This window comes from Caballeronia sp. PC1, assembly GCF_021353155.1.
GTDB lineage: Bacteria > Pseudomonadota > Gammaproteobacteria > Burkholderiales > Burkholderiaceae > Caballeronia > Caballeronia cordobensis.
The window spans coordinates 200677-215052 of record NZ_JAJUBH010000001.1 but is presented as its reverse complement, the minus strand read 5'-3'; the positions used below and the strand labels follow the sequence as shown (position 1 = coordinate 215052).

Genomic DNA, 14376 nt, shown 5'->3' with positions numbered 1-14376 from the left:
ACACCCAGGTCAAAGTGACCGGTATTGTAATTGATGCTCATGGGCGCAGACACCCGCCTGCTCCCCGCAGCGTTTTTTAGCAAGTCGCGCACCCGTGCCCGCCCGCGCGATGCGCATAAAAAAAGCACCCCGAGGGGTGCTTTCCTGGTCGATTGCCTCGTGGCCGGACGCCGCGAACCGAAACATCTTTTCGGTAGCGATGCGCCGATCAGAGATCGTCCGCATCGTCGTCATTCGAAGCTTTGAGCGGCTCGCCCGCGCGGCCGTCGACGCGTTCGCGCAATTCCTTGCCCGGCTTGAAGTGCGGCACGAATTTCTCCGGCACCAGCACTTTCTCGCCCGACTTGGGATTACGTCCGACGCGCGACGGACGACGGTTGAGCCCAAAGCTGCCGAAGCCGCGAATCTCGATACGATGACCGTTGGCCAGGGCCTCCGACATCGCATCGAGCATCGTCTTCACCGCGAAATCCGCATCCTTGAGGACAAGTTGCGGAAATCGCGACGCCAACTGGGCGACCAATTCACTTTTGGTCATTCTGCAGCAGTGCCGTTAAAGGCTTAGCTGTTCTGGCCGTCGAGCTTGGCCTTGAGCAGCGCGCCGAGGTTGGTCGTGCCCGTCGCGGCGGCGTTCGAGTCGCCCTGCAGGCTGCGCATGGCTTCCTGCTGTTCGGCCGAATCCTTCGCCTTGATCGACAGGTTGATGCCACGCGACTTGCGATCGATGTTGATGATCATCGCGTTGACCTTGTCGCCTTCCTTCAGCACATTGCGCGCATCTTCCACGCGGTCTTGCGCGATTTCCGAAGCACGCAGGTAACCTTCGACGTCCGCGTTCAGCGCGACGACGGCACCCTTCGGGTCCACCGACTTCACGACGCCGTCGACGATAGCGCCCTTGTCGTTGATCGCGACGAAGTTGTTGAACGGATCGCCTTCGAGCTGCTTGATGCCGAGCGAAATGCGTTCCTTCTCGACGTCGATACCCAGAACCACGGCTTCGACTTCGTCGCCCTTCTTGTACTTGCGGACGGCTTCTTCGCCGGTTTCCGACCACGACAGGTCCGACAGGTGAACCAGACCGTCGATGCCGCCAGGCAGACCGATGAACACGCCGAAGTCGGTGATCGACTTGATGCCGCCGCTGATCTTGTCGCCCTTCTTGAAGTTGCGGCTGAAGTCATCCCACGGATTCGGCTTGCACTGCTTCATGCCGAGGGAGATACGGCGGCGGTCTTCGTCGATTTCGAGAACCATGACTTCGACTTCGTCACCGAGCTGAACAACCTTCGACGGCGCAACGTTCTTGTTGGTCCAGTCCATTTCCGACACGTGGACGAGGCCTTCGATGCCCGATTCCACTTCGACGAATGCGCCGTAGTCGGTGATGTTCGTGACCTTGCCGAACAGGCGCGTGCCCGACGGGTAACGGCGCGAGATGCCTTCCCACGGATCGTCGCCCAGTTGCTTGATGCCGAGCGAAACGCGGTTCTTCTCTTGGTCGAACTTGAGGATCTTGGCGGTGACTTCCTGGCCGACCGACAGCACTTCCGACGGGTGACGCACGCGACGCCATGCGATATCGGTGATGTGCAGCAGGCCGTCGATACCGCCGAGGTCCACGAACGCGCCGTAGTCGGTGATGTTCTTGACCACGCCTTCGACGATCGCGCCTTCCTTCAGCGTCTCGAGCAGCTTCGCGCGCTCTTCGCCCTGCGTCGCTTCGATCACGGCGCGGCGCGACAGCACCACGTTGTTACGCTTGCGGTCGAGCTTGATTACGCGGAATTCGAGCGTCTTGCCTTCGTACGGCGTCGTGTCCTTGACCGGACGCGTGTCGACGAGCGAACCCGGCAGGAACGCGCGGATGCCGTTGACCATCACGGTCATGCCGCCCTTGACCTTGCCGGTGATCGTGCCGGTCACGAGTTCGTTGTTGTCCAGCGCCTTTTCCAGCGACAGCCACGAAGCGAGGCGCTTCGCCTTGTCGCGCGACAGGATGGTGTCGCCATAGCCGTTTTCCAGCGCGTCGATCGCGACGGAAACGAAGTCGCCCGCCTGCACTTCCACTTCACCCGCGTCGTTCAGGAATTCTTCGAGCGGAATATAGGCTTCGGACTTGAGACCAGCGTTGACGACCACGAAGTTGTGGTCGACACGCACGACTTCGGCGGAGATCACTTCGCCGGCGCGCATGTCCTGCTTGGTCAGCGACTCTTCGAACAGAGCCGCAAAGGATTCGGTATTCGGGGTGGAGGTTTGCAGGTCGGACATAAAAATCGATATTTGCACGGCCTTTGCGCGGTGGTCTCGGTATTGAGGCCGGTGAGGCGCAACGCCATACGGGGTTAAGAGGTTTAACACACGCCCTGCCTCCCGGCAGAGCACCTTACTTCACTACGCACACTCGCTACACGCGAACTTCGCTGTACCAGCCGATGATCTGTTCGACCGCTTGATCGATCGACAAACCGGAGGTGTCCAGCGTCTTCGCGTCTGCCGCGGGCTTGAGGGGCGCGGCGCTCCGGTTCATGTCCCGGTCGTCGCGCGCACGCAAATCTCGCAGCAAGTCATCTATATTAGCAGAAAAACCTTTTTGCATCAATTGCTTATACCGTCTGGCGGCGCGCGCCTCGACGCTCGCGGTCAGAAAGACCTTCAGCGTGGCGTCGGGGAAGATGACAGTGCCCATGTCGCGGCCGTCGGCGACGAGGCCGGGGCGCTTGCGAAAGGCCCGCTGGCGCGCGACGAGCGCCTGACGCACTGCCGGATGCACGGCGATCGCGGAGGCGCGGTTGCCCACCTGTTCCTGGCGGATTTCACCGGAAACATCGACGCCGTCGAGCTGCGCGCATCCTTCGCGGAAGGTGATATGGAGCGCCTCGATGAGTTTTGCAAGGCCGGCCGCGTCGTCGTTCGCCACGTCGTAGCGGATGCTGGCCAGCGCCGCGAGCCGGTAGAGCGCGCCGCTGTCGAGCAGATGGAAGCCGAGCGACGCCGCGACGATCGCGGCGACAGTGCCCTTGCCCGACGCCGTCGGCCCGTCGATGGTGATCACTGAAGTGGGGTCGAATGGACGGGTCGGTTTCATTGAGTCCGGGCGTTCTGGCCCGTTATTACGGTTGTTGAAGTCGATGGCATCGCGTTTCACGTCAGGCCTTAACGAGCGTGGCAAAGCGCTCGAAGTAGTCCGGAAACGTCTTGTTCACGCACTTCGGATCGTTGATGCGCACCGGCACTTGCCCGAGGCTCACGAGCGAAAAGCACATCGCCATGCGGTGATCGTCGTAGGTGTCGATGGCGGCGTTCGGCGTGAGCTGCGCCGGCGGCGTGACGACGAGATAGTCGGCGCCCTCTTCGACCGTCGCGCCGACCTTGCGCAGTTCGGTCGCCATCGCGGCGATGCGGTCTGTTTCCTTCACGCGCCAGCTCGCGATGTTACGGAGCGTGGTCGTGCCGCTGGCAAAGAGCGCGGCGACGGCGATTGTCATCGCGGCATCGGGAATCAGGTTGAAATCCATGTCGATGGGCGCGAGCTTGCCGTCGTCGGACTCCACGCCGCGCACTTCGATCCAGTCCTCGCCCATCATCACGTTCGCGCCCATGCGATTGAGCGCGTCGGCGAAACCAACGTCGCCCTGGATGCTCGCGCGCCCGACGCCCTCCACGCGCACCGGCCCGTGGCCGATCGCGCCCGCCGCGAGAAAGTACGACGCCGACGAGGCATCGCCTTCCACCATGATCGCGCCCGGCGACGTGTAGCTCGCGCCCGCCGCGACCGTGAAGCGCGCCCAGCCGTCGCGCTCGACCTTCACGCCGAAGCGCTCCATCAAACGGATCGTAATGTCGATGTACGGCTTCGAGATCAGCTCGCCCTCGACCTCGACCGTGACCGGAGCGGTGCGGCCTTCGATCACCGGCAGGCTCATCAGAAGCGCGGTGAGAAACTGGCTCGACACGTCGCCGCGCACGCGAATGGGCTTGTCGATGGCGATCTTCGCCGGATGAATCCTGAGCGGCGGATAGCCGTCGTTCAGTTCGTAATCGATGCTCGCGCCGATCTGCCGCAATCCGTCGACGAGATCGCCGATCGGCCGCTCGTGCATGCGCGGCACGCCGTGCACGCGATATTCGCCGCCGTTCACCGCGAGCGCCGCCGTCAGCGGACGTACAGCCGTGCCTGCGTTGCCGAGAAACAGCTCCGCCGATTTCGACGGAAACGCGCCGCCCGTGCCGCCAACGATCACGCGTTCGCCGTCTTCACGCACCTCGACGCCGAGATTCCCGAGCGCCGCGAGCATCACGCGGGTGTCGTCGGAATCGAGCAGATTGGTGATTGACGTTTCGCCCTTAGATAAAGCCGCGAGCAGCAGCACGCGGTTCGAGATGCTCTTCGAGCCGGGCAAGCGCACCGTACCGGACGCGCGGGAAAAAGCTCCGAGGTCGAGATGTTCCATAGTGTTCTTTCCTTATTTCGCGGCGACGTCGCCGGAGGGCTTGATGCCCCCGCGTTCCTGCCATTCCTTGCGCGCGACGCGCGAGCGCGCGAACGCGGCTTCGAGCGCTGCGCCATCCGATGCTTCGATCGCCGCGCGAAAGCGCGCGAGCACAGCGGTGTAATCGTCGAGTTCGGCGAGCAGCGCGGCGCGGTTCGCGAGACAGATATCGCGCCACATTTCCGGGCTCGACGCCGCGATGCGCGTGAAATCGCGAAACCCGCCCGCGGCGAATGAAAACTTCAACTCGGCATCGGGCGTGTCGAGAATCTGGTCGACGAGCGCGAACGACAGCACATGCGGCAAATGACTGACCGACGCGAACACGCGATCGTGCTGCGCCTCGCTCATCTGACGCACGCAGGCGCCCGTTGCACGCCACATCGAGGCGATACGCTCCACGTCGTCTGCCGGGTTTTCGGGCAGCGGACACAGCACCACATTGCGATCGACGTAAAGCTCCGGCAGCGCCGCATCGACGCCGCTCGACTCGCGCCCGGCGATCGGATGGCCCGGCACGAACTGCGCGACGCGCGCACCGAGCGCGCGCCGCGCCGCCGCGACGACGTCGCTCTTCGTGCTGCCGGCGTCGGTGACGATCGTGCGCGCATCGAGAAAAGGCGCGATGCGCGCGAGCAGCGGCTCGGTCTGCGCGACCGGCGCGGCAAGCAGCACCACGTCCGCGCCCGCGAGCGCGCCGGCGAGCGCGGTGTCGTCGCCGAGCGCGGCGGCTTCGTCGATCACGCCGAGTTCGATGGCGCGCGCAACCGACGCCGCCGAGCGTCCGACGCCGACGACGCGGCCGCCAAGCCCCGCGCGCTCACGCAGCGCCCGCGCGAGCGACCCGCCGATCAGGCCGACGCCGAAGATAACCAGTTTGTTGAAAGAGAACATCGATGCGGCCTGAAGCTGAAAACGAAACGGCCGCTCAACGCGCCCGCGGATACGAACCGAGAATCTTCAGGAACGCGGCCTTGCGCCCGAGTTCTTCGAGAGCGGCGGCAACCGAGGAATCGTCGCGATGCCCTTCGATGTCGATATAAAAGTAGTACTCCCACGCGCCCGAGCGCGCCGGGCGCGATTCGAAGCGCGTCATCGAGACGCCGTGCTTCGCGAGCGGCTCCAGCAGCTTGAACACCGCGCCTGCTTCGTTCGTCACCGACACGATGAGCGAAGTCTGGTCGTGGCCGCTCGAATCGGTCGGCTGCTTGCCGACGATCACGAAGCGCGTGCGATTGTGCGGATCGTCCTGAATCTGCGAAAACACGATGCCGAGGCCGTAGTGCGTCGCGGCGCGATCGCCCGCGATGGCCGCGACGGTCGGATCGTTCACCGCCATGCGCGCCGCTTCGGCATTGCTCGACACGGCCTGGCGCTCCAGATGCGGCGCGTTCGCCGTCAGCCAGCGCTGACACTGCGCAAGCGCCTGCGGATGCGCGCACACGCGCTTGACGCCATCGAGCGCGCCGGACGCGGTCAGCAGATTGTGATGGATGGGCAATGCGAGCTCGCCGCCGATCAGAAGCGACGTCTGCAGCAGCAGATCGAGCGTGCGCGACACCGCCCCTTCCGCCGAATTCTCGACCGGCACGACACCGTACTGCGCCGCGCCCGCTTCGACCGAACGGAACACTTCGTCGATGGACGGACACGGCAGCCCTTCGATCGAATGTCCGAAGTATTCGAACATCGCCTGCTCGCTGTACGTGCCGACCGGCCCGAGGAAGGCCGCCCGAATGGTCTGTTCGAGCGCGCGGCTCGCGGCCATGATCTCTCGCCAGATCGACGCGATGTGTTCGTCGGCGAGCGGTCCTTCGCTCATCTCCTGCAGTCGCGCGATGACCTGCATCTCGCGCTCGGGACGAAACACCGGCGCGTTGAAATGCTTCTTCACCTCGCCGACTTCGAGCGCGACGGAAGCACGCTGATTCAGCAGCGCGATGAGTTGCGCGTCGAGCACATCGATGCGCTCGCGCAGCGGTTTGAGTCTTGAATTGAGATCGTCGTCCATGCGGTTGAGCTTATGCGGTTGAGAGAGCAACGGCGCTTAGGCAGCCGAACGCTCGAATTCCTTCATGTATTCGACGAGAGCTTTGACCCCCTCGACCGGCACCGCGTTGTAGATCGATGCCCGCATGCCGCCGACGGACTTGTGGCCCTTCAGTTGCAACAGCCCGCGCGCCTTCGCGCCGGCCAGGAAATCCAGATTGCGCGATTCGTCGGCCAGGAAGAACGGCACGTTCATGCGCGAACGGTTTGCGCGCTCGACCTTGTTGACGTAGAAATCGCTGGAATCGATGGTGTCGTACAACAGCTTCGCCTTCTCGACGTTGCGCGCCTCGATCGCTTCCAGGCCGCCCTGCTGCTTCAGCCACTTGAAGACGAGCCCGGCGATGTAGATCGCGTAGGTGGGCGGCGTGTTGTACATCGAGTTGTTCTCGGCGACGATCTTCCATTCGAACGCCGACGGACAAATGGGCAGCGCGCGGTCGAGCAGATCTTCGCGTACGATCACCACGGTCACGCCCGCCATGCCGATGTTCTTCTGCGCGCCGCCGAAGAGTACGCCGTATTTGGCGATGTCCATGGGGCGCGAAAGGATGTGCGACGAGGCGTCCGCGACGAGCGGGATGTCGCCGAGATCGGGAATCTCGAAGGCTTCGACGCCATCGATGGTTTCGTTCGAGCACAGATGCACATACGCCGGATCGTCCGACAGTTGCCATTCGTCGAAGCCCGGCACGCGCGTGAAACCTGCTTCGGTCTTGCCGTTCGCCGCAAGATGCGGCGTGCCGTATTTCTGCGCTTCCTTGAACGATTTCGTCGACCACGAACCGGTCACGACGAAATCGGCGGTTTGCTTCCTGCCGAGCAGGTTCATCGGCACGATTGCGTTTTCGCCGATGCCGCCGCCCTGCAAAAACAGAATGCGATGCGACGCGGGCACGTTCAGCAGCTCGCGCAGATCGGTCAGCGCCGCCTCGTGAATCGACATGAATTCCGCGCCGCGGTGGCTCATTTCCATCACGCTCATGCCGCTGCCTTGCCAGTCGAGCATTTCCTCGGCAGCCTGCTTGAGGACTGCTTCTGGCATGGCGGCGGGGCCGGCGGAGAAATTGAACACGCGCATCTGGAGATCCCGGAATTCCGATTTGGCAGGCGCGCAACGAACGGCGAATGGAAAATCACCGCGTTTTCACGCCCGAAAAAGAAATGGCTGCTTGCGCTCGCGCGCAAACAGCCATTATCGCACTGTCCTGAAAACCCGCCAATGCACGGGGCGGCGAGCCCCGTCAGCGCATGTCCGTCAGGACGGTCAGGACGATAGCGCCGTGCTTACTTGCCCGGCTTGACGCTCGCCACTTCCTGATCGGCTTGCGTGCGCGTCGCCTTGATGGCTTGCGGCATGTACTTCTGCATCAGACCGTTCACGACGTCGCGGCCTACCTGGTCCTGAACCTGGATGAACTTGCGGCCGGTCGGGCTCTTGTAGAAGTTGGTCAGATCCTTGATCTCGTCGGTCGAGTAGTACTTCGCGTATGCGTCGTACTGAGCCTGCATCGCGTCCTTGCGGAATGCGTCGGTCGCGAAAACCTGGCCAGCGGAATCGACCAGCTTCGGCACTGCGTTCTTCTGCAGCGCCGGAACAGCGGCCTGCTTCTGCTTGTCGTTCAGCGTCTTGTTCTCGGACAGCGCGTCCGAAAGGATCGCCGGCACGAGTTGCTTCGACTGCATCTGCGCGCTGTTACCGATCGCACCGACCAGCTTCTGCGCGTCGATTGCGTCGAGCAGATCCTTGATCGCGGCTTGCTTGGCCGGATCAACCGGTGCTGCTGCGGCCGCCGGCGCGGCCGACTGTGCAGGCGCCTGGTTCTGAAGCGACTGAGCCATCGCGAAAGTCGGCACGAAAGCGGCCAGCAACATCCACTGCTTGAAACGTCCTTGCATTATTACTCCCTGTAAAAAATATCCAGTTCGGCACTGGCGACGAGCTTTGCGTGTCCGTCCGGTGCAGACCTCGTCTGCTGCGAAGTGCGAACGTCAACTACGGGCTCAGGTCGCGCAGCTTAACCAATTCAGGTTTTCAAAAGCGATAACGAGCGTCCCGTGTCACAAAAAATATCAGGCGCTTTCTCCGCCTTCACCATTCTCCGTGCCACCGTTCTTGCCCGCAGTATCGTCCGGACCGGCGTCGCCTTCGAGCTCGGCCTCGGCTTCCGCCTCGGCGATATGCTGCAGTCCCGACAACTTCGTTCCCTCGTCAAGGCTGATGAGTGTAACACCTTGAGTTGCACGGCCCATCTCACGGATTTCCGAAACCCGCGTGCGAATGAGCACGCCCGAGGTCGTGATCAGCATGATTTCGCTTTCCGGCTCGACGAGCGTCGCCGCGACCACGCGGCCGTTGCGCTCTGAAGTCTGGATCGCGATCATGCCCTTCGTGCCGCGGCCGTGACGCGTGTACTCGTTGATCGGCGTGCGCTTGCCATAGCCGTTCTCGGTGGCCGTGAGCACCGACTGGTTCTCGCCGCCCGCGACCAGCATCGCGATGACCTGCTGTCCGTCTTCGAGCTGCATGCCGCGCACGCCGCGCGCCTCGCGGCCCATCGCGCGCACGTCGTTCTCGTCGAAGCGCACGGCCTTGCCCGCGTCGGAGAACAGCATGACGTCGTGCTCGCCGTCCGTGATGGCTGCGCCGATCAGGTAATCGCCCTCGTCCAGACCGACCGCGATGATGCCCTTCTTCATCGGACGGCTGAAGGCTTCGAGCGGCGTCTTCTTGACCGTGCCGAGCGCGGTCGTCATGAACACGTACTTGTCCGCCGAGAATTCCTTGATCGGCAGCACGACGTTGATCTTCTCGCCATCCTGCAGCGGGAACATGTTGACGATGGGGCGGCCGCGCGAATTGCGCGAGCCCTGCGGCACTTCGTAGACCTTGATCCAGTACACGCGGCCACGGTTCGAGAAGCACAGCATGTGATCGTGCGTGTTCGCGATGAAGAGCGTGTCGATCCAGTCATCTTCCTTCATCTGCGTCGCCTGCTTGCCGCGACCGCCGCGTTTTTGCGCGCGGTATTCGGAGAGCGGTTGCGACTTCACGTAGCCGGAGTGCGACATGGTCACGACCATATCCGTCGGCGTGATCAGGTCTTCGGTGTTGAGCTCCGTCGCGTTCATCTCGATGCGCGAGCGGCGGTCGTCGCCGAACTCGGCGCGAATCTGGCCGAGTTCCTCGACGATCATCTGGCGGATACGCTCCGGCCGAGCGAGGATGTCGAGCAGGTCGGCGATCTGCGCCATCACGTCGCGATACTCGCTGACGATCTTGTCCTGTTCGAGCCCAGTCAGGCGTTGCAGGCGCATCTGCAGGATTTCCTGCGCCTGGACGTCCGACAATTTATACAGGCCGTCCGCCTGGAGACCGTACGCCGGATTCAACCCTTCCGGACGATACGCCAGGCGCCCGCCCGAAGCCTCGGTCTCGGCGCGCGTCAGCATTTCGCGCACGAGCGACGAATCCCACGGCTTCGCCATCAACTCCTGCTTGGCGATGGGCGGCGTCGGCGCGGCCTTGATGATCGCGATGAAATCGTCGATGTTCGCGAGCGCGACGGCGAGACCTTCGAGCACGTGCCCGCGATCGCGCGCCTTGCGCAGTTCGTACACCGTGCGCCGCGTCAGCACTTCCCGTCGATGCGACAGGAAGCACTCGATCATTTCCTTCAGGTTCAGCAGCTTGGGCTGGCCGTCGACGAGCGCGACCATGTTCATGCCGAACGTGTCCTGAAGCTGCGTCTGCTTGTACAGGTTGTTCAGAATGACTTCCGGCACTTCGCCGCGCTTCAGCTCGATCACGACGCGCATGCCCGACTTGTCGGATTCGTCGCGGATATCGGAAATGCCTTCCAGCTTCTTCTCGTTGACGAGTTCGGCGATGCGCTCGAGCAGCGTGCGCTTGTTCACCTGATAAGGAATCTCGTCGACGATGATCGCCATGCGCTGGCCGCGGTCGATCTCCTCGAAGTGCGTGGCCGCGCGCATCACGACGCGCCCGCGCCCCGTGCGATAGCCGTCGCGCACGCCCGCGACGCCGTAGATGATGCCCGCCGTCGGGAAATCCGGCGCCGGCACGATCTCGATCAGTTCGTCGACGGTCGCTTCGGGCGTGTTCAGCAGATGCAGACAGGCGTCGACGATCTCGCGCAGGTTGTGCGGCGGAATGTTGGTCGCCATGCCGACCGCGATGCCGGCCGAGCCATTGATCAGCAGATTCGGAATGCGCGCCGGGAGAACGAGCGGCTCGCTTTCGCTGCCGTCGTAGTTCGGACCGAAGTCGACGGTTTCCTTGTCGATGTCGGCCAGCAGTTCGTGACCAATCTTCGCCATGCGAATTTCGGTGTAGCGCATGGCCGCGGCGTTGTCGCCGTCGACCGAACCGAAGTTGCCCTGGCCGTCCACGAGCATGTAGCGCAGCGAGAACGGCTGCGCCATGCGAACGATCGTCTCGTAGACGGACGCGTCGCCGTGAGGATGGTACTTACCGATGACGTCGCCGACGATACGCGCCGATTTCTTGTACGGGCGGTTCCAGTCGTTGTTCAGCTCGTGCATCGAGTAGAGCGCCCGGCGATGCACCGGCTTCAGGCCATCGCGGACATCGGGAAGCGCGCGCCCGACGATCACGCTCATCGCGTAATCGAGATACGAGCGGCGCATTTCCTCCTCGAGGGAGATAGGCAGAGTCTCTTTGGCGAATTGATCCATTATCCGTGTCTTGAACTTGCAGCGGCGACACGGCAACACGCGCAGCGATTCGGCGGGATTCGCCCGCCAGCCGCGCGACATGCGCCGGCCTGGCGCGTAGCCGCCGTACGCTGCGCGCTGCATGTGCAGCGCATGCCTTTTTCATGTGCTGCGAACGCAACACATCAAGAGATTCTACCATGTGCGACATTCCCGCCCGGCACACACTGTATACATACAGTGCATGACGACGAAGCCGCCGATAAAGCTTCGCCGACCCGGAATGCGCATGCGAACTTCGCAATGCGCAACGCTGTACCAATTATTTACAAAAACCGGGGAACGCATTCCGTCAATTCGTCATCTCGCCGGGCTATCATGCCGCCTCGCCGTTTTGCCAGACGCGAAGAGTACCCGCGATAAAAACACGCAGGAAATCGCTCTCGGGCACGCAATGTGCGCACGTTTCGCGCCTTCTTTGCGCCCGGACTTTCTCCTGTCCCCTTCTTGTTGCGCATGCACCACATAAGGTTGCGGGCGTACAGCGTGCGGGGATATTTTTATCGTTGCAAGGGAACGATATGGCAAAATGCCAACGCACAAAGTTAGACACTGCTCGAAGTCTATACAGCGCGTTTTGTTCCGCGGGAATGTTATACTCCGAGCAATGTATGACTTGTCTTCGTCTACAGGCTCGCAGTAAACCTGCGGTAATCTCAATTTCGAGAGGAGAAATATGAATAAACTTTCAAAGCTCGCGTTCATTGCAGCTACCGCAGTTATGGCTGCATCGGCCTCGGCACAGTCGGTGCCGGCCTCGCGACAAGCCGTGAATGACAACTGGGTGAACGGTACGGGCGAGTACGTGTGGATGAACGGCACGAACGAACTGTGCTGGCGCGACGCGTTCTGGACGCCGGCTACGGCAAACGCAAAGTGCGATGGCGCGCTGGTCGCGCAAGCACCGACGCCGCCGGCACCGGTCGCTCCGCCGCCGCCGGTCATCTCGAGCCAGAAGGTCACGTATCAAGCTGACGCTCTGTTCGACTTCGACAAGGCAGTCCTGAAGCCGGCTGGTAAGGAAAAGCTTGACGATCTCGCATCGAAGATCGGCGCGCTGAACCTCGAAGTCGTGGTTGCAACGGGTTACACGGACCGCATCGGTTCGGACGCGTACAACAACCGTCTGTCGCTGCGCCGTGCGCAAGCTGTGAAGGCTTACCTGGTCAGCAAGGGCATCGAAGCCAACCGTATCTACACGGAAGGCAAGGGCAAGCGCGACCCGGTCACGGGCGGCAAGTGCACGCAGAAGAACCGCAAGCAACTCATCGCCTGCCTCGCGCCGGATCGTCGCGTGGAAGTCGAAGTTGTCGGCACGACGCGTCAGCCGCAGCAGTAATCGCGAGTTGGATTGCCGCAGATCAAACCCCCGCCTCGGCGGGGGTTTTTTTATGCCCGAAGCGCTTCCGATATCCGATTGACGGACCACGCTTCAGGCGGCCTCGACCCATTCCAGTTTTTGCCCGCCCTTGGCGGCGCCTATATACTCGGTCCTAATCGATTCACGACTCAAACAAGGCACACTTCCGAACATGACCAATGTCGATCCCCACGAACTGCAGAAATTCAGCGAGCTCGCGCATCGCTGGTGGGACCCGAACGCCGAGTTCAAGCCGCTGCACGAGCTGAACCCCGTGCGGCTCGACTGGATCGATGCCCATGCGCATTTGAGTGCCAAACGCGTGCTCGACATCGGCTGCGGCGGCGGCATTCTTTCCGAGTCGATGGCGACGCGCGGCGCGGACGTGAAAGGCATCGACCTGTCGTCGAGTGCCCTCGGCGTCGCGGATCTGCATAGCCTCGAGAGCGGCGTCGACGTCGCCTACGAGGAAATTTCCGCCGAAGCGCTCGCCGCGCGCGAGCCCGGCTCGTACGACGTCGTGACGTGCATGGAAATGCTCGAGCACGTGCCGAACCCGGCGGGAACGGTCGCCGCCTGCGCCGCGCTCGTGAAACCGGGCGGCTGGGTGTTTTTCTCCACGCTGAACCGCAACGCCAAGGCCTACCTGTTCGCGGTCATCGGCGCGGAATACATCGCGCGCATGCTGCCGCGCGGCACGCACGATTACGCGCGCTTCATCAAGCCGTCGGAACTGGCGACGTTCGCGCGCATGGCGTCGCTCTCGCCCGTCGATATCAAGGGCATCACTTATCGGCCGATTTCCAAGCACTTCGGCCTGTCGAACGACACGAGCATCAATTACATGATGGCTTGCCGCCGCGAAGCCTGACGCCATGATCAACGAAGACCCCTTGTCCACGGGCACCCTCGACACCAAGCCCCTTCCCGAAGAAACGACGCCTCTGCCGCAGCGCGTGGCCGAGCGCGACGGCATCGGGCTGTGTCAGGCGGTGCTGTTCGATCTGGACGGCACGATCGCCGATACCGCGCCCGACCTCGTCGCCGCGGTGAACAAGATGCGGCATGATCGCGGCCTGGAAATGCGTCCGCTCGAGATGCTGCGGCCGCATGCGTCGGCAGGCGCGCGCGGACTGCTGGGCGGCGCTTTCGAGATCGGTCCGGAGCATCACGACTTCGCGTCGATGCGCGACGAATTCCTCGCCAATTACGAAGCCGATCTGTGCATCGAGACGACGCTCTTTCCGGGCATCGCCGAGATACTCGATCAGCTCGATGCACGGGGCGTGCGCTGGGGCATTGTGACGAACAAGGTCACGCGTCTCGCCGCCCCGCTCGTCGGCCTGCTCGGTCTCGATACACGCGCGGGCTGTCTCGTCTGCGGCGACACCACGCCGCATTCGAAGCCGCATCCGGCGCCGCTCCTGCATGCGGCGGAATTGCTGGATGTCGCACCGGAGCGCATCGTCTATGTCGGCGACGATCTGCGCGACGTGCAGGCCGGCTTTGCGGCGGGCATGATCACCGTGGCCGCCGCCTACGGCTATTGCGGCGACGACATTCCGCCGCGCCGCTGGCACGCCAATCACGTGGTCGATTCGACCGAAGAGCTGCAGCATCTGCTGCGCGACATCGCCTGAACCGGGAGGCGCAAGCGGCGCCTTGAAAAGCGCGCCATTCGCCTCATCTGGATTTTCGTGGGATAATTTCAGT

Annotated in this window: 12 protein-coding genes; 3 read left to right on the top strand and 9 right to left on the bottom strand. The window is 62.8% G+C overall.

Translation table 11 applies throughout. The annotated features are described in order from the left end of the window. Window positions 1–208 precede the first annotated feature (208 nt). The 9 genes from LY284_RS00965 to gyrA form a co-directional block, all read right to left on the bottom strand. Entirely contained in the window at window positions 209–538 is a 330-nt protein-coding gene (locus LY284_RS00965) for an integration host factor subunit beta (RefSeq protein ID WP_008342376.1), read from the bottom strand. A gap of 23 nt (window positions 539–561) precedes the next feature. Further along, window positions 562–2292: a 30S ribosomal protein S1 gene (rpsA, locus tag LY284_RS00960; RefSeq protein WP_233384174.1), complete on the bottom strand. Its 1731-nt coding sequence runs from the start codon at window positions 2290–2292 to the stop codon at window positions 562–564. A gap of 118 nt (window positions 2293–2410) precedes the next feature. Next, window positions 2411–3091 carry a (d)CMP kinase gene (gene cmk, locus LY284_RS00955; RefSeq protein ID WP_233387121.1) on the bottom strand — a complete coding sequence of 227 codons (681 nt, stop codon included), beginning with the start codon at window positions 3089–3091 and terminating at the stop codon, window positions 2411–2413. A gap of 61 nt (window positions 3092–3152) precedes the next feature. After that, window positions 3153–4457 carry a 3-phosphoshikimate 1-carboxyvinyltransferase gene (gene aroA / locus LY284_RS00950; RefSeq protein WP_233384171.1) on the bottom strand — a complete coding sequence of 435 codons (1305 nt, stop codon included), beginning with the start codon at window positions 4455–4457 and terminating at the stop codon, window positions 3153–3155. A gap of 12 nt (window positions 4458–4469) precedes the next feature. Further along, on the bottom strand, window positions 4470–5390 hold the full coding sequence (locus LY284_RS00945) for a prephenate dehydrogenase/arogenate dehydrogenase family protein (protein WP_233384169.1): 921 nt from the start codon (window positions 5388–5390) through the stop codon (window positions 4470–4472). 34 nt (window positions 5391–5424) lie between these two features. Beyond that, window positions 5425–6507 (bottom strand): prephenate dehydratase, encoded by a 1083-nt coding sequence (pheA, locus tag LY284_RS00940; RefSeq protein WP_014192042.1) that lies wholly within the window; start codon window positions 6505–6507, stop codon window positions 5425–5427. Window positions 6508–6543: 36 nt separating this feature from the next. Continuing rightward, entirely contained in the window at window positions 6544–7626 is a 1083-nt protein-coding gene (gene serC / locus LY284_RS00935; RefSeq protein WP_014192043.1) for a 3-phosphoserine/phosphohydroxythreonine transaminase, read from the bottom strand. A 206-nt stretch (window positions 7627–7832) separates the two neighbouring features. Then, window positions 7833–8444, bottom strand: a complete 612-nt coding sequence (locus tag LY284_RS00930; protein WP_014192044.1) for a DUF2059 domain-containing protein — start codon at window positions 8442–8444, stop codon at window positions 7833–7835. A 174-nt stretch (window positions 8445–8618) separates the two neighbouring features. Further along, entirely contained in the window at window positions 8619–11264 is a 2646-nt protein-coding gene (gene gyrA, locus LY284_RS00925; protein WP_041730568.1) for a DNA gyrase subunit A, read from the bottom strand. A 715-nt stretch (window positions 11265–11979) separates the two neighbouring features. On the opposite strand from gyrA, the gene ompA reads away from it, so the two are divergent. The 3 genes from ompA (at window position 11980) to gph (ending at window position 14303) form a co-directional block, all read left to right on the top strand. Beyond that, window positions 11980–12642, top strand: a complete 663-nt coding sequence (ompA, locus tag LY284_RS00920; RefSeq protein WP_014192046.1) for an outer membrane protein OmpA — start codon at window positions 11980–11982, stop codon at window positions 12640–12642. A gap of 193 nt (window positions 12643–12835) precedes the next feature. Then, complete coding sequence (ubiG, locus tag LY284_RS00915) at window positions 12836–13534, top strand: bifunctional 2-polyprenyl-6-hydroxyphenol methylase/3-demethylubiquinol 3-O-methyltransferase UbiG (RefSeq protein WP_014192047.1); 699 nt, start codon at window positions 12836–12838, stop codon at window positions 13532–13534. 4 nt (window positions 13535–13538) lie between these two features. Continuing rightward, window positions 13539–14303, top strand: a complete 765-nt coding sequence (gene gph, locus LY284_RS00910) for a phosphoglycolate phosphatase (protein ID WP_045450909.1) — start codon at window positions 13539–13541, stop codon at window positions 14301–14303. Window positions 14304–14376 lie beyond the last annotated feature (73 nt).